An 18,150-nucleotide genomic window follows, 5' to 3' on the forward strand; every position below is an offset into this window, starting at 1 on the left:
AAATGGCACATCCTAAACGTAGACAATCAAAGACTCGCACAGCCAAGCGCCGCACCCACGACGTGGCTGTAGCTCCAACTATTGCACAATGCCCCAACTGCGGCGCATGGCATGTTTATCACACAGTATGCCCCGAGTGCGGTTACTACCGCGGCAAGAAGGTGACTGGTGAGGAAGCAGCAGTGTAAAGAAAAATAGATGTGGCACTGTGCAGCGCCGCCCCCTATTGCACACGCAGCAGCGGGCCTCTTGCACAGGCGGCATGATCTTTTTTTCAGGCAATAGAAAAATTTTTTTTAAAAAAGTCTCGTGTATCCTAAGTAACGCTGCTCAACAAGAGGTGCTATTTAGGATATACTTACTTTTAAGCGAGAGAGACAGTTATTCTTATTAAGAAAGAAACAGAAACGATATGCTGAACGCTAAAATAAGTGGTATTGCCTCTTACCTGCCCGACGACGTGCTCACCAACGACGACCTGGCGCAGATGGTGGATACCAACGATGAGTGGATTACTACACGCGTGGGCATCAAGGAGCGCCGTGTGCTGAAGAAAGACGTGGGTTCTTCCTACATGGGCATCAAGGCAGTGAAGAAGCTGCTCGAGGAGACCGGCACCAACCCCGACGACGTCGACTTGCTCATATGCGCCACATCCAACCCCGATTACCGCTTCCCCTCGACAGCATCGGTGATTTTACATCACTGCGACATGGAGAAGAAATGCTACGGCTACGACATTCAGGCCGCCTGTGCTGGCTTTATCGTGGCCACCTACGACGCTGCGGCCTACATCAAGAGTGGCCTTTACAAGAAGGTGATCGTGGTGTGTGCCGAGAAGATGACCTCGATGGTCAACTACAAGGACCGCTCGACGTGCCCGCTCTTTGGCGACGGTGCGGCAGCCGTGCTCATGGAGCCCACCGAGGAGCCTGTGGGCTTCCAAGACGGTGTGTTTCACGTCGACGGCAGCGGCCTCGAGCACCTGCTTTACAGGGCAGGCGGCAGCGCGCACCCCACAAGTCACGCTACTATCGACGCCGACGAGAACTGCCTCTACCAGGAGGGACGCCCCGTGTACCGCCACGCTGTGATCGACATGCTCACCTCGAGCCAGGAAATCATGAAGCGCAACAACCTCACGTGCGACGACATCCAGTGGTTTGTGCCCCATCAGGCCAACCTGCGCATCATCGAGGCTGTGGGCGGCCGCCTGGGCATAAGCGACGACAAGGTGCTGGTCAACATCCAGCACGTGGGCAACACGAGCGCTGCATCTATCCCCATCTGCCTCGACGAGTACAAGTCGCGGCTCAAGAAGGGCGACAAGATTGTGCTCACCGCCTTCGGCGCCGGCTTCACCTGGGGAGCTTCCTACCTGATCTGGGCCATCTAATGTTGAATATTTCTCACCGCCCCTCGATAAAGGAGCGGCGGTGACCCACGATAAAAATGCATCACACCACCACACCTGGACAAGCGATGCATTTTTGTTGTATTAAAGCCAGGGCTTGGCTACCGCCCATGGCCGCTGGCGGCATAAAAAAAAGTAATGTTTCACACTGCAATCACACAACACAACAGCAACAACAATGCATAGAGCTGGATTTGTAAACATAGTGGGCAACCCCAACGTGGGCAAGTCGACCCTGAGCAACCTGCTGGTGGGCGAGCGCCTGTCGATCATCACCAACAAGTCGCAGACCACCCGCCACCGCATCATGGGCATCGTGAACGGCGACGACTACCAAATCGTGTTCAGCGACACGCCTGGCGTGCTCAAGCCCAAGTTTAAGTTGCAAGAGAGCATGCTGGAGTACTCCAAGGGCGCCCTGGTCGATGCCGACATCCTGCTCTATGTGACCGATGTGGTGGAAGACGCCACCAAGAACATGGACTTTCTGGCCAAGGTGGCCAAGGAGAAGATACCCATATTGCTGGTCATCAACAAGATCGACCTGCTCACGGGCGGCCAGCAACAGCTTGAGGCCATCGTCGACAAGTGGCGCCAGCTGCTGCCCCAGGCCGAGATATTCCCCACCAGCGCCAAGGTGAACTTCAACGTCGACCAGCTCATGCGGCGCATCGTGGAGCTCCTGCCCGAGAACCCGCCCTACTTTGGCAAAGACGCCCTCACCGACCGCTCGAGCCGCTTCTTTGTGACCGAGATCGTGCGCGAGAAGATACTGCTCGACTACGACAAGGAGGTGCCCTATGCCACGCAGGTGATTGTGGAGCAGTTCCAGGAGAGCGAGACCGAGATTCACATCATGGCCGTTATCTATGTCGAGCGCGAGAGCCAGAAGGGCATCATCATAGGGCACGGCGGCAGCAAGCTCAAGCGTGTGGGCACCGAGGCCCGCAAAGACATCGAGAAGTTCTTTGGCAAGCACGTGTACCTGCAGCTCTATGTGAAGGTAGAGAAGGACTGGCGCAACCAGGAGAGCAAGCTCAAGGCCTTCGGCTACATCGAATAAACGCAACAACAACACCGAACATCGCCTCATGCCTGCGGGCATGGGAAAAAAACACAGAATATATAAAAAATACATGGGAAGATTAATAGCAATAGTGGGACGCCCCAACGTGGGCAAGTCAACCCTGTTTAACCGCTTGACCAAGACGCGCGCCGCCATTGTGAACGACACCAGCGGCACCACGCGCGACCGCCAGTATGGCAAGACCGAGTGGAACGGCATGGAAATGTCGGTGGTCGACACCGGCGGCTGGGTGGTGAACAGCGACGATATCTTTGAAGGCGAAATCAACAAGCAGGTGCAACTGGCCATCGACGAGGCCGACGTCATCCTGTTTATGGTCGACATCAAGGGCGGTGTGACCGACCTCGATGAGATGGTGGCCTCGATACTGCGTCGCAGCAACAAGCCCGTGATAGTGGTCACCAACAAGGACGACAACAACGAGGGCATCTATGCCGAGGCCGAGTTTTACTCGCTGGGTCTGGGCCAGCCCTACTCGATATCGGCCATCAACGGCACGGGCACAGGCGACCTGCTCGACGAGGTGGTGCGCAAGATGCCCAAAGAGGAGGTTGAGAGCGTCGACGAGAGCCTGCCCCGCTTTGCCATCGTGGGGCGGCCCAATGCCGGCAAGTCGTCGCTCATCAACGCGCTCATGGACGAGCAGCGCAACATCGTGACCGACATTGCCGGCACCACGCGCGACAGCATCTACTCGCGCTACAACAAGTTTGGCTTCGACTTCTACCTGGTCGACACGGCCGGCATACGCAAGAAGAACAAGGTGAACGAGGACATCGAGTACTACTCGGTGCTGCGCTCGATACGCGCCATCGAGTACAGCGATGTGTGCATTCTCATCATCGATGCCACGCGAGGCATCGAGAGCCAGGACGTGAACATCTTCTCCATCATCGAGAAAAACCGCAAGGGCCTCGTGGTGCTGGTCAACAAGTGGGACATTGCCCACGACAAGAGCATGAAGAGCATCGACTACATGGAGCAGACCATCAAGGCCCGCTTTGCCCCGTTCACCGACTTTCCCATCGTCTTCGGGTCGGCGCTCACCAAGCAGCGCATTTTCAAGGTGCTGCAAGAGGCCATCAACGTGCAGGAGAACCGCAAGCGCATCATCCCCACCTCGCAGCTCAACAACGCCATGCAGGAAATCATAGGTGCCTACCCGCCCCCTGCCACCAAGGGCAAGCTCGTGAAGATCAAGTATGTGACCATGCTCAAAGAGGCCAAGGTGCCCACTTTTGTCTTCTTCTGCAACTTGCCGCAGTGGATCAAGGACCCCTACAAGCGCTATCTCGAGAACCAGATACGCGAGCGGTGGAATTTTGCCGGCACGCCTATTAACCTGTATTTCAGGCAGAAGTGAGCACGCCGCGACACCACACTGCGACTGCGTGGCATTGAAGGCGTGTGTGGTTTTAATGTTTGTTATAATTTATTGACTGTTTTTTAGCACTTTTTTTGATGAAAAATAAGAAATGTGCACTATCTTTGTGATGCTAATCAAGAAAGACATCACAAGAAATAAAATAGGACGAACAACAAAAATTATATACTTGAATTTTGGTTATGATGAAAGTGTGCTTTTGTGAAAAAGTGCACTTTTATTTTTTTTGTCATCGGCCCTGCCGGTGCGCGGGTGCGGGTGAAAAAGGTTTAAAATCATGGCTGTGTGAGGCTGGGAGACAATTTTTCAGAAAATTATAGTTATCTTTGCACGATTGTGGTGGCAATTAGAGCCACATTGCACAGGTTTTGAGAAAAAACAATCAAAACATATCATAGTTTAATCATCAACAACCGATGAAGAAATACAACATTATCAACAACACGCTGGGTTGGATCATCTTTGCGGTGGCGGCATTCACCTACCTGTCGACCATTGAGCCAACGGCGAGTTACTGGGACTGCCCTGAGTTTGTGGCTCAGGCGTTCAAGAGCGAGGTGGGCCACCCGCCTGGCAACCCCATCTTTATTTTGGCAGGTCGCTTTGCCGCCAATTTTGCCGGCGGCGATGTGATGAAAGTGGCCAAGTGTGTAAACGCAATGTCGGCGCTGCTGAGCGCTGCCACCATCCTGCTGCTGTTCTGGACGATTACTCACCTGGTGAAGAGACTGGTGGTGCGCGACGGCGAGGACGACAAGATGAGCCTTGCGCAGTACCTTGTGGTGATGGGCAGCGGCGTGTGCGGTGCCCTGGCCTACACGTGGAGCGACACGTTCTGGTTCTCGGCCGTCGAGGCCGAGGTTTATGCCTTCTCGTCGTTCTGCACGGCGCTGGTGTTCTGGCTCATACTCAAGTGGGAGAACCGGGCCAGCGAGCCGCAGAGCGACCGGTGGATCATCCTCATCGCCTACGTGTTTGGCTTCTCGCTGGGTGTGCACCTGCTCAACCTGCTGTGCATCCCGGCCATTGCCCTGGTATTCTACTACCGCAACTACAAGAACACCACGGTGACGGGCTCGCTCATCACGCTGGCCATCTCGTTTGCGGTCATTGTGCTCATCTTGTGGGGCTTGGAGCCAGGCTTTGTGGAGCTGGGCGGCTACTTCGACTATTTCTTTGTCAATGTGCTGGGCGTGCCCTACAACGTGGGTGTTGTGGTCTATGCCGTGCTCACGCTGGCAGCCTTCGGGTGGTGCATCTATGAGCTGCACCGCGGCGGCAGCGACAAGGCCATATCGTGGTCGTTCTTCCTGAGCATCTTCATGTCGGGTATCCCGTTTATAGGCGAGAGCATGTTTATCCCCGTCGTCATCCTTGTGGCGTTGGGCCTGTATCTGTTCCGCTTCATGAAGAAGGTGCCGGTGCGCATCTTCTCCAACGTGATACTGAGCATACTCATGATCTTCATAGGCTTCACGTGCTACTCGCTCATCATCGTGCGCAGCAATGCCAACACGCCGCTCGACGAGAACTCGCCCAACAGCATGTTTGCCCTCTCGGGCTACCTGAGCCGCGACCAGTATGGCAAGACGCCGCTGCTCTACGGCCAGGTCTACACGGCCACCACGCCGCAGTACCAGAGCGACGAAAACGGCCGCGCCACGGCCCGCATGACCAAGGGGGCGAAACAGTATACCCGCGTGGTGAAGACCCATGCCGGCGAGCCCGACAGGTATATCATGAAGGGCTACAACGGCGACCTTGTGTATCCCCGCGAGATGTGCATGCTGTTTCCGCGTGTGTGGTCGGCCCAGCACACCGACTACTACAACAGCTACTTCAACGTGCAGGAGAACCCCTTCGACAACGTGCTGGCCACCATCGTGGTCGATGCCGACGGCAACCCCGACACGCGCTTCCAGCAGTCGCAGCAGTTGCTGCCCCGGCCCTCGTTTGCCGACAATCTTGACTTCTTCTTTGGCTACCAGCTCAACTACATGTACTTCCGCTACTTCATGTGGAACTTTGCCGGCCGCCAGAACGACATACAGGGTCTCAACGGGCAGAGCGGCGACGTGACCCGCGGCAACTGGATATCGGGCATCCCGGCCATCGACAACGCCCGCCTGGGCGACCAGAGCCTCATGCCCACCGACTACACCACAGGCAACAAGGGGCACAACGTGTTCTACTGCCTGCCGTTGCTGCTGGGCATCATAGGCCTGCTGTGGCAAGCCTTTGCCGGCAAGCGCGGCATCGAGCAATTCTGGGTGGTGTTTTTCCTGTTCTTCATGACGGGCATCGCCATTGTGCTCTACCTCAACCAGCCACCCTTGCAGCCGCGTGAGCGCGACTATGCCTATGCTGGCTCGTTCTATGCTTTCGCTATATGGATAGGCATGGGCGTGGCCGGGCTGTGGCGTGCAGCGGTGTGGCTGCTCACTAAGGGCAAGAAAGCCAAGACCGAGAATGAAGCTGCCCAGATCGACCGCCAGGCCAGCTCGAGCACTCCCGCCCTGGCCATGGCTGTGGTGGCTGCTGTGATAGGCCTGCTGGTGCCCTTGCAGATGGTGAGCCAGACGTGGGACGACCACGACCGGTCCAACCGCTATGCCTGCCACGACTTCGGCATGAACTACCTGTCGAGCGTGGCGCCCAACGGCATCATCTTCACCAACGGCGACAACGACACCTTCCCGCTGTGGTACCTGCAGGAGGTGGAGGGCTACCGCACCGACGTGCGCGTGGTGAACCTCTCCTACCTGGCTACCGACTGGTATATCTCGCAGATGCAGCGTGCTGCCTACCAATCCAAGCCGCTGCCCATGCTGGCCGGCCCCACCACCTATGCCTACGACTCGCGCCAGGGCAACCTGATCGACGGTGGCGACACCGATACCAAGATGAGCGTGGACCAAGCCTTGACAAAGGACTATAGCGACAACAGCGACACCAGCGACGATGGCCACGTGACCGGCCACCTGCCCTCGGGCAACCTCTATATCCCGGCCAACGTCGACGCTGCCGTGGCTGCCGGCATCATCAAGAAGAGCCAGGCCGACCAGGCACAGAGCAACATCGACATCGACCTGCTTGCTGCTCACCGCGGCGAGCCGACCATTCAGCTCACCTCGAGCGACCTGATGGCCCTCGACATCATCAACGCCAGCATCAAGGGCGGCTGGAAGCGTCCCTGCTACTTTGCCTGCACGGTCGACAACCGCCTCTACACCGTGTATTCACCCTACCTGCAGAACACGGGCATGGCCTACCAGATCACCCCGTTGCGCACGCAGAGCATGGGCCAGGACCCCGTGTGCAACACCGACACGATGTATCGCAACGTGACCGAGCGCTTCCGTTGGGGCGGTCTTGACCAGCCCGATGCCGAGAAGAAGCTCTATCTCGACGAGACCGTGCGGCGCATGGTATCGACCACCCGCAGCCAGATGATCAACCTGGCCGGCGACCTGGCCAACGAGGCCGACACCTTCAAGCTGGCCGGCGACAAGGCCCGGGCGCAACAGCGCGTGAAGATGGCACTCAACGTGCTCGACCTCATGGTCAAGAAGATGCCTGAGCGCGTGTGCCCCTACTCGTTTGTGATCTTCAACGACAGCTACATCAGTGCCAAGATGGCCATGAGCCAGGTCTATGAGCAGCTCAGCAAGACGGCCTCGCGCCCCGACCTGCACAGCAAGGCCGTGGCCCTGCTCGAGCAAGACGCCATGCGCTACTCGCAGTGGCTCAAGTTCGAGGCATCGCTGCCCGAGGGGCTTGGCATGTGTGATCAGGACCGCAACGTGTGCAATGCCTTCTATCCGCAGCTCATGATGTACTACAAGCAGATCAATGCCGGCGGCTACAATGCCCTGTTGCAAAAGCTCAGGGCCCACGGTGTGAATACCAACCAGGTTGAGTACAACATCAAGGCTCTCTTGCGCCAGCAGCAGCAATACCAGCAGCAAAGCATGATCGAGGCCCAGCGTGCAGCAGCGGCCGCAGTCGACAGCACTGCCCCCCAGGGCCAGAACATGCCCGGGCAGGGCGGCGACCAGGACGGCAACAGCAACCCGCTCATGGGCTTGCAGGGCATGCCTGGCGGCAGCGGTGAGGGCGACGACCAGCGTCAATAAAATCTGAAAACTGTCAAAGACGGGCGGAATTGCTTGATGATCTCATCTCCGCTCGTCTTTTTTTTATTTTCTTCTCACAATTCACAATTCAAGTAAAATAGATATGCAATGCGTATATTAGACCGATTGGTTGAGCGACCGCCGCTATTCTACCGCATGTTGTTTCCCGAGACAGTGTGGCGGTTTCACTTTTTCCCCCACACGGTGTACCTCACCTTCGACGACGGCCCCATTCCCGAGGTCACGCCCTGGGTGCTCGACACGCTCGACAAGTATGGGGTGAAAGCCACTTTCTTCTGCGTGGGCGAGAACGTGCAGCGCAATCCCGAGCTATTCCAGGAGATACTGCGCCGCGGGCACAGTGTGGGCAACCACACCATGAGCCACATGCAGGGCGCCAAGGTCACGACCAAGACCTATCTGCACAACGTGTTCAAGGCCAACGAGCTCATACACTCGGTGCTCTTCCGCCCGCCTCACGGGCTCATACGCTACGGCCAGTCGAAGGTGCTGCGTGCACGGTTCACTATTGTGATGTATGACCTGGTGAGCCACGACTACAGCCGCAAGCTCAACGGCGAGCAGGTGCTCGACAACGTGAAGCGCTTTGCCCGCAACGGGTCGATCATCGTGTTTCACGACTCGCTCAAGGCCGAGAAAAACATGAAATATGCCCTGCCGCGTGCCATCGAGTGGCTCAGGGAGAAAGGTTACAACTTTGAGCGGCTCCCCATGTGATATTGCCCTGCGCGTGAAGCAGCAGGCGAGGCTCCTGGGCTTTGACGCCTGCGGCTATGCCCAAGCGGGCCCGGTGAGCAGCCAGGCGGCTGCCCGCTATGGCCAGTGGCTGGCCCAGGGCAAGAACGGCTGCATGGCCTGGGCGGGCAACTACCGCGACCTGCGCTGCGACCCCACCCTGCTGCTGCCCGGCGCCAAGACGGTGATAAGCCTGGCCATGAACTACTATCCGCGCCGTTTCAAGCCTGCCGGCACGGCACAGATGGCCTATTACGCCTACGGGCGCGATTACCACGAGGTGGTGCGCGACCGCGCTCGGCAGCTGGCGCGCTGCATCGAGCAGCTCACGGGTTGCACGAGCCGCGTGTGTGTGGACTCGGCCCCCGTGCTTGAGCGCTACTGGGCGCAGCGTGCAGGCATAGGGTACCCGGGGCTCAACGGCCTTGTCATCATACCCGGCCGTGGAAGCTATTTTTTCTTGTGCGAGCTGTTGACCACGCTCGAGTTGCCGCCCGACGCGCCGTGCACCCTCACGTGCCAGGGCTGCCATGCTTGCGAGCGCAGCTGTCCTGCCGGCGCTCTCCAGGGCGGCGCTCTCGACGCCCGCCGCTGCATCTCGTGTCTCACCATCGAGTATCGCGGTGCCGAGCTGCCCCAGTGGCTGGCCCCGGCGATAGGCGACCGCGTGTACGGCTGCGATGCCTGCCAGCAGTGCTGTCCCCACAACCGCGATGCCACGGGCACGGCCGTGCCCGAGTTCCAGCCCAGCGACGAGCTGCTTGCCCTCACGCTCGACGACATCGCGGGCATGGACCAGGCCCGATTCTCGCGCCTGTTCAGCCACAGCGCCGTCAAGCGCGCCAAGCTCGCGGGGCTGCAGCGCAATGCCGCCTTCATCAAGCGCCGCCGGCGTTAGCTCTTGGGGCTACAGATAGGGCACGTGGGCGGTGAAGTGCTCGCCGTCGGTGACGAGGATGCGTGTGCTTGCCCGTGTCCTGGCCATGGCCTTGCTCAACTGCTGGTAGTCGATGCCGTTGCCTGAGGGGGCGGTGTGCTCTTCAAATTTTTCGATGGCTGCCTTCATGTCGTCTTCTACAACGGGTTTCAGCAGGTAGTCGATGCTGTTGACCTTGAAAGCCTTGATGGCATAGTCGTCGTAGGCCGTGGTGAAAATCACAGGCGTTTTCACCATTATCCTGTCGAAGATCTCGAAGCAGTTGCCGTCGTCGAGCTCGATGTCCATAAACACCAGGTCGAGGTCGCTATTGCTGGAAATGCCGGCTATGGCGTCGGCGACAGTTTCGGCAGTGAACACGAGCTGGTAGCCGGGGCGCAGGGTCTCGACAATGTTTTGAAGATTGAGCCGGGCAAAGACTTCGTTTTCAATAATGGCGTATTTCATAATGATGGCGGTAGTTGGCTATAGTCCTGTTGTTGCGGGGCCTTGAGTGAGGCCACATAGTTGTAGAGACGCTTGTAGAAGGGGTGGCGCGTGAGGGTGGAGGCGTCGCCCAGGATGATGAGCTTCATGCGGGCGCGGGTGATGGCCACGTTCATGCGGCGCAGGTCGCGCAGGAAGCCTATCTGGCCCTCGTCGTTGGCGCGCACGAGGCTTATGAGTATCACGTCGCGCTCCTGGCCCTGGAAGCCGTCGACGGTGTTGACCGCAATCAGGTGGCGGTAGGGCTTGAAATAGGCCGTGCCGCGCACCAGGCGGCGCAGCAGTTGCACCTGGGCGCGGTAGGGCGAGATGATGCCCACGTCGATGCGCTCGTCGAGCACGTGCTGGCTGCCTATCTTCTCAAAGTAGTCGTGCAGGGTGTTGAGCGTGAGCAGGGCCTCGTCGTGGTTGACGCGCCCGAAGCTGGCGCCCACAAAGTGCTCCTTGAAGTCCATGCCGGTGGTGTCGACCCACGTCATGGGGGTGTCGAGGTCGAGGATGCTGCGGTTGCGCACCTGGGGGGCGCTCACGACCTGGCCGTGGTAGAACCACTGGCTCGAGAAGTGCACGATGGCCTCGTTCATGCGGTATTGCACCTTGAGCAGGGTCACCACCTGGGGGTTGGTCTCGACGATGCGCTCCATCAGGGTCTTGCCCAGGCCTCCTTTCAAGGCCTCGAGGCTCTTTACGGTGGGTGGCAGCTGGCAGTGGTCGCCGGCCAGAATCACGCGGTGGGCCTTGGCGATGGCGATCCAGCAGGCGGCTTCGAGGGCCTGGGCGGCCTCGTCGATAAAGAGGGTGCCAAATTTCATGCCCTCGAGCACACGGCTGCTGCTGCCGGCCAGGGTGCAGGCGATGACGCGTGCCGAGGCCATGAGGTCGTTGTTGATGGTGAACTCGAGCTGCGTGGCGCGGCTCTTGAGGCGGTCGAGCTTGTCGTGGTAGCCGGCATCGCCGCGACGGCGGTGCCCCTGCATCTCGCGCACGGCCTTGCGCATGGCCCACAGCTTGGGATAGTCGGGGTGGGCCTCGAAGCGGCGCTCATAGGTGAAGGCCAGCATCTTGTCGTTGACGCGGGTGGGGTTGCCCACACGCAGCACCTCGATGCCGCGGTCGACGAGTCGCTCGCTTATCCAGTCGACGGCCATGTTGCTCTGTGCGCACACGAGCACCTGGCTCTCACGCCTCAGCGTCTCGAAGATGGCCTCGACCAGTGTAGTGGTCTTGCCGGTGCCCGGGGGGCCGTGCACCACGGCCACGTCCTTGGCCCGCAGCACCTCGTTTACGGCCTTTTCCTGCGTGGGGTTGAGCCAGGGAAACGACATGGGGGCAAAGGTGAACTTGCCGGGCTTGCCGGGGTTGTAAAACATGTCGCGCAGCTCGGCCAGGCGGCCGTCGCGGGCACGTGCCACGCGGTCGAGGGCGGCAGTCATGAGGCGATAGGTGGTTTCGTCAAAGGAGAGTTGCACGCCCAGCAGCTCGCAGGCCTTGAGCTCGGCCACGCAGCCGGCGTCGGGCACGGCCACCACCATGCGCTGGGGCTCGGCATAGCTCACAGTGCCGGTGCGCTTGAAGTAGCGGGGCGTGCCCAGGGCGTCGACGGCGAAAAACATGACCTGGCGCCCGTACTCAAAGTTGTGCTCGATGTCGGTGTCGTCGGCAGTGCGCGTGAGCTCCACCACCAGCTGGTTGAGCGAGTTGTAGTAGCTGCGGCCAGCTTGCACGGGATACCAGCAATCGCCGCGTTTCACCTTGCGCTCGATGCCCAGGGTCTCGGTTTGCCGCTGGAATTCCTCTCTCTCGGCCTTGTACTCGAGCTCGAGCAGTTGGCGCTGCTTGTGCAATTGCAATATGGGGTTGACTGCGTTCATCGTGTGTGGATAATTTTGTGCGGGGTTGGGCTTCACAGCACGGCCAGGCCTCCCTCGCTGGTCTCCTTGTAGAGCGAGGGCAGGTCTTTGCCCGTCTGTTTCATCACGCGCACCACCTTGTCGAAGCTCACGCGGTGGGTGCCGTCGCTGAACGAGGAGTAGAGGTTGGCGTCGAGGGCGCGTGCGGCGGCATAGGCGTTGCGCTCGATGCAGGGTATCTGCACCATGCCGCACATGGGGTCGCACGTGAGGCCCAGGTGGTGCTCGAGGCCCATCTCGGCGGCATACTCGATTTGTGCCGGCGAGCCGCCGAAGAGCTGTGTGGCGGCGGCGCTGGCCATGGCGCAGGCCACGCCCACCTCGCCCTGGCAGCCCACCTCGGCACCCGATATCGAGGCATTGGTCTTGACCACGTTGCCAAAGAGGCCGGCGGTGGCCAGGGCGCGCAAGATGCGCCGGGTGCTGAAGTTCTTGCTGTTGTACAGGTGGTAGAGCACGGCCGGCATCACGCCGCAGCTGCCGCAGGTGGGGGCGGTGACGATGAGGTGGCCGGCGGCGTTCTCCTCGCTCACGGCCAGGGCGTAGGCATAGGTGAGGCCGCGGCTGCGCACGCTCTCGTTGTAGCCCTGGGCGTGGATGTAGTAGCTGGCGGCCTTGCGGCGCACGCCCAGCGGGCCTGGCAGCACGCCCTCCTCGTCGAGGCCGCGCTTGATGTGGCCACCATGGCCTGCCACACGGTGGCCAGGTAGTCCCATATACCCGCGCCCTCGCACTCGTCGACATATTCCCAGTAGGTCTTACCCGTGCTCTCGCACCAGTGCAGGATCTCGTCGATGGTCGACATCTTGTAGAGCTGTGGCTTGTAGCTGGGCTTGCCCTCCTCGGCCAGGTCGCCGCCGCCCACGCTGTAGACGGTCCAGTCGTCGATGAGGTTGTCGTGGTCGCCATAGGCCTTGAAGTTCATGCCGTTGGGGTGAAAGGGCAGGAACTTGTCGGGGCGCCACACGATGCGTGTGGGGGCCACGGGCTTGAGAATGTCGGTGAGGGCCACGTCGGTGAGGTGGCCGCGGCCGGTGGCGGCAAGCGAGCCGTAGAGGGTGACCTCAAACTGCTTGATGCCGCCCGAGCGATGGGTGAACTTGATGACGTCGCGCACGCGCTTGATGAAGCGCTCGGCGGCAAAGCGCGGCCCCATGGTGTGGCTGCTCGACGGGCCGTGCCCTATTTTATAGATTTCCCTTATCGATTCCATAGGCGGTTGTGAAAAATGTGTGATGCATGATGGCTCCTGCGGCTGCACGTGCTATGCCCGGCTGCGGCGTGCGTAGCTGTAGATGGCATAGGCGAGCACGATGACAAAGGTGGAGAGCGGCACGACCAGGGCCTGGGTCATTGTGTAGTGGTCGGCCACATAGCCCAGGGCCAGTGGGCCAATGGCGCCGCCCACCACGCTCATCATGAGTATCGACGAGGCCTTCTCGGTGTTGGCACCCAGCCCTTGGATCGACAGGGCAAAGATGGTGGGGAACATGATGCTCTCAAACACATAGAGCACGATGAGCGCCATCTTGGAGAAAAGGCCCAGGCCGCTCATGGCCAGCAACAGCATGGCCACGGTGCCCAGGGCGCAGGCCAGAAATATCTTCTCGGTGGCCACGCGGCTCATCAAGATGCCGCCCACCACGCGGCCCACCATGAAGAGCAGCAAGCCGCCCATCGACAGGGCCCAGGTGGCCTGCATGGGGGTCATGAAGCCGTCGTCGGTCATGAAGTTGATGAAGAAGGTGTTGATCGATATCTCTGAAATCTCGTAGGCAATGAGGGCCGCAAACCCGAAGAAGAAGGCCACGCCCAGTGCCTTGCGGGCTGTGCCGCCAGCAGCGTCGGCCGCCTTGGCTCGCCGGGGCGGGGCGATGATGACCTCGGGCAGGTGAATGAAGGTGAAGCACACGGCCACCACCAGCATGATCACGGCAATCACCGTGTAGGGCACAGCGATGCTCGCGCTGGCCTCGGCCCCCGAGTTGCCAAAGAAGAACTGGCCGCCCATGAGCGCGCCCATCATGCAGCCCAGGCCGTTGAACGACTGGGCGATGTTGAGCCGGCTGGCCGAGGTCTTGGGGTCGCCCAGCAGGGTCACATAGGGGTTGGCCGCCGTCTCGAGCAGCACCAGGCCCAGACCCAGCACAAAGAGCGGGGTGAGGATGTAGTAGAAGCTGCCCAGGTTCACGGCCGGCATAAACAGAAACGAGCCCACGGCAAAGAGCAGCAGCCCCGTGATCACGCCCACGCGGGTGCCCAGCCGCCTGATGAGCAGGCCGGCCGGCAGCGCCCCCAGGAAGTAGGCCATGTACACCATCATCTGGATGAGCGACGACTGCGTCTTGCTCACGTGCAAGATGAGCTGGTAGTGCTTGTTGAGCACGTCGAGTATGGCCCGCGAGCCGCCCCACAGGAAGAAGAGCGAGGTGATGAGGATAAACGGTATCACATATTCTTTGGCCACCAGGCGGGTTGCGCCGCCCTTGTTGGCCTTGTTTTCGGTCGTTATTTCCATGCTTGAGAATTTTACTTTTCCAATTTGGGGCAAATTTACACAAAAATACTTACATTTGCGAATTATAAACGCCGGGGCTGCCCCCAGGCTTGGCCAGCCTTGGACTTTTTTTGCACGTGACACATTTTATTGCGCAAAATGCACTTTTCTTTAAAATTCATCTTGCTCGTCGTGGCGCTGTCGGTATTGCCGTTGTGCCTTGAGGGGCAAATCGTGGTGCCCAAGACCAGCAGCGAGTTTAATGCCGACTCGATACGCCGCGACTACGACAACCGCCCGTTTTTCGGGCTTTACAAAGACAACTATTTCACAGTGGGCACCTCGATGGGCGAGGGCCGTCCCAACCAGGCCAACAGCGATGTGAAATTTCAGGTGAGCATCGCGCAGCGCCTCACGCGCAGTGTGCTGCCGTTTCACTCCTATCTGTTTTTGTTCTACTCGCAGAGGTGCATGTGGAACGTGTTTGAAAACTCGCTGCCCGTGCACGACATCAATTTCAATCCCGGCATAGGGCTGTCGAAGCTTTTGATCAACCACAACCGCCTGGTGGGCAAGATCACCTTTCTTGTTGAGCACGAGAGCAACGGCCGCAGCCGCATGGCGAGCCGCAGCTGGAACAAGATATCGATTTCGGGCGCTGTGTATCTCGACCCCAATCTCATGGTGCACGGCAAGTACTGGATACCCATCATCGACGGCGGCAACAACAAGGACATCTTGCGCTACAGCGGTCTTTGCCAGGCAGGCCTGCAAGCTGTGTCCAACGACCAGCGGTGGGTGCTGTCGCTCACGTTGGTCAAGCGCGAGGGCTGGAACCTGAACTACAACACCATTGTCGACCTGGGTTACCGCCTGCGCAAGAACGACAACCAGTTTCTTGTGCTTCATTTCTACAACGGCTATGGCGAGAGCCTGCTCGACTACAACAAGTTTCACTCGCGCATTAGGTTCGGCCTGCTCATCAAGCCCAAGTTTTTCAGCGACTTCTGAGTCGCCCCCCCCTCTCTGGCTGCTGCATTTTTTATCAACGACAATCGCAATGCATAAAATACTATCACTCATGAGTGCGCTATCAATCACAACAAGTGCTGCTGCAACACCGCTCACCCTGGTGGTGGGCACCTACACGGGCAGCGGCAGCCGCGGCGTGTACACCTGTCGCATCGACCCGGCCAGCCTCGAGGTCGAGACACTCGACTCGGTGCAGGTCGACAACCCGTCTTATCTGGTGGTGGCCCCCGACGGCCGCCACGTCTACACCGTGGGCGAGAACGGGCCGGGCAAGTCACGCGTCAACGCCCTGAGCCTCGACCCGGCCACGGGCCGCATGCAGCTGCTGGGCAGCGTCGACGCGCAGTGTGCCGACCCGTGCCACATCACCTTCTTGTCGCCCCGCACCTTGAGCGTGGCGGGCTACTCGAGCGGCACGCTGGTGCTCTTCGACCTCAACGACGACGGCACCGTGACACAGGCCGTCGAGGTGCTGCAATTCCACGCCACGAGCATCAAGCGCAACCAGGCAAGCAGCCACATCCACTACACCGCCGTGGCCCCCGACGGCCGCCACCTGCTGGCCACCAACCTGGGCGGCGACCTGGTATATGTGTTCGACATCGTTAAGCGCACCGCCCGCGGCACCGCCCGCCTGCAACTGCACGGCGATGTGCAGGTGGCTCCCGGCACCGGGCCGCGCCACCTGGCCTTTGCCCCCGACGGCCGCCACTGCTATGTGCTGGGCGAGCTGAGCGACGACGTGCTGGCCTATGACTACGACGACGGCCGCCTCGGCCTGTTGCAGACGCTGAATGCCGCCCTGCGCCCTGCCCACGGGGGCGGCGACATTCACATCGACCCCAGCGGCCGCTATCTCTATGCCAGCGTGCGGCTGGTCGACGACGGCATTGCCATCTACAAGATCGGGCCCGACGGCCGGCTCACCCGTGCTGGCTACCAGCTCACGGGCAGGCACCCGCGCAATTTCATGATCACCCCCGACGGGCGCCTGCTGCTGTGTGCCTGCCGCGACGACAACGTGATACAGCTCTACAGCATCGACCCTGCCACGGGCCTGTTGACCCGCCTGGGCCGCGACCTGCACGTGAGCAAGCCCGTGTGCATAAAACTGGTGCCGTGACGCCGCAGCAGCGCCGTGGCGTTGCAGCCGCTGTGAGGGGCTCATGCCCGGGCGGGTGTCGAGGATCCACCAGGGCGCAAAAAAAAAAACTGCAAGACCTCGTGCGAAGTCTTGCAGTGTGGGTAGAGATGGATTCGAACCACCGAAGCTATAAAGCAGCAGATTTACAGTCTGCCCCATTTGGCCACTCTGGAATCTACCCGTGCCATTTGAAATGCGTGATGCAAAGGTAAGCAATTTTTCAAGATGTCCCAAATTTATTGGTTCCTTTTTCTTGCCTTTGCCCACGATTTTTTGCCTTTGTCGGGTATAATTGTTACTTTTGTGCTATCACTAAGTTGCAATATTGCCGATGAAACATCGATACATCATTACAGCCTTGCTGTGGCTTGCGCTCGTGCCGCTGCTGGCCGGCTGCAGCCGGGCGTTTACCATCAAGGGAAACATCAAGGGCGTGGGCAGCCAGATGCTGCGCGTGGTGTACTACACCCCCCAGGGGGTGAAAGATGCCCTGATACCCGCCAGTGCCGACCGCTTTGAATTCAAGGCCCCGCTCGAGGCCGACGACTGGACGCTGGTCTACCTCTACGACATGCAGTCGCAGGTGGTGGCCCGCTTTGCCGTCGAGCGCGGCAGCACGGTCAAGGTGCGCGGCGACTTGGGGCAGCGTCACCGGCTCGAGGTGAAGGGCCCCGACGTCGACGAGCAGTGGTACAAGTTTATGGCCGAGCACGCCGCCCTCTACGACAGCCCCGACCACAGCCAGCTCGACCGCCTCATTGAGAAGCAGGCGGCCTCCCACCCGGCCGACTTGCTCTCGACCCTGCTCGTGCTGTGCGACTACAGCAAGCTCAACAACGCCGCCCAGGCCAGCCGCCTGCTTGCCGGGCTCACCCACAAGCCAGCCGGCTTGATGGCCGCCTACACAGCCATACACAGGCGTGTGGCCAGGAAGGCTGCCAGCATAGGGTCGCTCCTCTTCTACGAGAGCGGCGGCGACTATGCCGCCTTCGACCCGGCCACGGCCCAGGCCTCGCTGCTGTGCCTGTGGACGGGCAACAGCGGCAGCCTCGCCCAGCAGGCAGCTCAGCTCAAGCAGTGGAGCTCGGCCTACGGCAGCCGGCTGCTCCTTGCCGACGTGTGCCTCGATGCCGACACGAGTGCCTGGCGCGGCACCATCGCGGCTGCCGGCGGCACGTGGAGGCACTACTGGGCTCCGGCCGGCCCGCTCGACCGCCAGCTGCTGGGCCTCGACATCCAGTCGACACCGCTCTATGTGGTGACCGACGCGCGCGGCAAGATAGTGTACAACGGCGACCAGCCGGCTCGCGTGGCAGCCAGCCTGGCCCGCCTCTTGAAGTGAACGAAACCGAAACCATAGGGCGCGC

At 60.0% G+C, this 18,150-nt stretch carries 13 protein-coding genes, 1 tRNA gene and 1 pseudogene; 10 read left to right on the forward strand and 5 right to left on the reverse strand.

What is annotated here, in order from left to right; translation table 11 throughout:
• Window positions 1-2: 2 nt before the first annotated feature.
• The 7 genes from rpmF (at window position 3) to queG (ending at window position 9,675) form a co-directional block, all read left to right on the forward strand.
• Window positions 3-188: a 50S ribosomal protein L32 gene (gene rpmF, locus GF423_RS06670; protein WP_154327617.1), complete on the forward strand. Its 186-nt coding sequence runs from the start codon at window positions 3-5 to the stop codon at window positions 186-188.
• Window positions 189-412: 224 nt separating this feature from the next.
• Window positions 413-1,396 carry a beta-ketoacyl-ACP synthase III gene (locus GF423_RS06675; RefSeq protein ID WP_154327618.1) on the forward strand — a complete coding sequence of 328 codons (984 nt, stop codon included), beginning with the start codon at window positions 413-415 and terminating at the stop codon, window positions 1,394-1,396.
• A gap of 196 nt (window positions 1,397-1,592) precedes the next feature.
• Window positions 1,593-2,477, forward strand: a complete 885-nt coding sequence (gene era, locus GF423_RS06680; RefSeq protein ID WP_154327619.1) for a GTPase Era — start codon at window positions 1,593-1,595, stop codon at window positions 2,475-2,477.
• 73 nt (window positions 2,478-2,550) lie between these two features.
• Window positions 2,551-3,864 (forward strand): ribosome biogenesis GTPase Der, encoded by a 1,314-nt coding sequence (gene der, locus GF423_RS06685; protein ID WP_154327620.1) that lies wholly within the window; start codon window positions 2,551-2,553, stop codon window positions 3,862-3,864.
• Window positions 3,865-4,301: 437 nt separating this feature from the next.
• Window positions 4,302-8,021 (forward strand): protein O-mannosyl-transferase family, encoded by a 3,720-nt coding sequence (locus tag GF423_RS06690; protein WP_154327621.1) that lies wholly within the window; start codon window positions 4,302-4,304, stop codon window positions 8,019-8,021.
• A 108-nt stretch (window positions 8,022-8,129) separates the two neighbouring features.
• Window positions 8,130-8,759, forward strand: a complete 630-nt coding sequence (locus tag GF423_RS06695) for a polysaccharide deacetylase family protein (RefSeq protein WP_154327622.1) — start codon at window positions 8,130-8,132, stop codon at window positions 8,757-8,759.
• Entirely contained in the window at window positions 8,740-9,675 is a 936-nt protein-coding gene (queG, locus tag GF423_RS06700) for a tRNA epoxyqueuosine(34) reductase QueG (RefSeq protein WP_235911585.1), read from the forward strand. Before GF423_RS06695 ends, queG begins: the two co-directional genes overlap by 20 nt.
• Window positions 9,676-9,684: 9 nt before the next feature.
• Here queG and GF423_RS06705 read toward each other — a convergent pair whose 3' ends face one another.
• From GF423_RS06705 to GF423_RS06720, 4 genes and pseudogenes are all read right to left on the reverse strand, one after another.
• Window positions 9,685-10,161: a LytR/AlgR family response regulator transcription factor gene (locus tag GF423_RS06705; RefSeq protein WP_154327624.1), complete on the reverse strand. Its 477-nt coding sequence runs from the start codon at window positions 10,159-10,161 to the stop codon at window positions 9,685-9,687.
• A complete protein-coding gene (locus GF423_RS06710) occupies window positions 10,158-12,071 on the reverse strand; it encodes an AAA domain-containing protein (RefSeq protein ID WP_154327625.1) in 1,914 nt (637 codons plus the stop codon). The genes GF423_RS06705 and GF423_RS06710 overlap by 4 nt, the downstream gene beginning before the upstream one ends.
• A gap of 32 nt (window positions 12,072-12,103) precedes the next feature.
• Window positions 12,104-13,323: pseudogene (locus GF423_RS06715) on the reverse strand (L-serine ammonia-lyase, iron-sulfur-dependent, subunit alpha).
• 51 nt (window positions 13,324-13,374) lie between these two features.
• A complete protein-coding gene (locus GF423_RS06720) occupies window positions 13,375-14,628 on the reverse strand; it encodes an MFS transporter (protein WP_154327626.1) in 1,254 nt (417 codons plus the stop codon).
• 138 nt (window positions 14,629-14,766) lie between these two features.
• Between GF423_RS06720 and GF423_RS06725 the strand changes: the two genes are divergently transcribed.
• On the forward strand, window positions 14,767-15,618 hold the full coding sequence (locus GF423_RS06725; RefSeq protein ID WP_154327627.1) for a phospholipase A: 852 nt from the start codon (window positions 14,767-14,769) through the stop codon (window positions 15,616-15,618).
• A gap of 49 nt (window positions 15,619-15,667) precedes the next feature.
• Complete coding sequence (locus tag GF423_RS06730; protein ID WP_206113409.1) at window positions 15,668-16,762, forward strand: lactonase family protein; 1,095 nt, start codon at window positions 15,668-15,670, stop codon at window positions 16,760-16,762.
• 119 nt (window positions 16,763-16,881) lie between these two features.
• Here the strand turns inward: GF423_RS06730 and GF423_RS06735 are convergent.
• A tRNA-Tyr gene (locus tag GF423_RS06735) sits at window positions 16,882-16,964 on the reverse strand.
• A gap of 150 nt (window positions 16,965-17,114) precedes the next feature.
• On the opposite strand from GF423_RS06735, the gene GF423_RS06740 reads away from it, so the two are divergent.
• Window positions 17,115-18,125 carry a DUF4369 domain-containing protein gene (locus GF423_RS06740; protein WP_154327629.1) on the forward strand — a complete coding sequence of 337 codons (1,011 nt, stop codon included), beginning with the start codon at window positions 17,115-17,117 and terminating at the stop codon, window positions 18,123-18,125.
• Window positions 18,126-18,150 lie beyond the last annotated feature (25 nt).

Origin of the sequence: Sodaliphilus pleomorphus (assembly GCF_009676955.1) — a bacterium.
Classification (GTDB): domain Bacteria; phylum Bacteroidota; class Bacteroidia; order Bacteroidales; family Muribaculaceae; genus Sodaliphilus; species Sodaliphilus pleomorphus.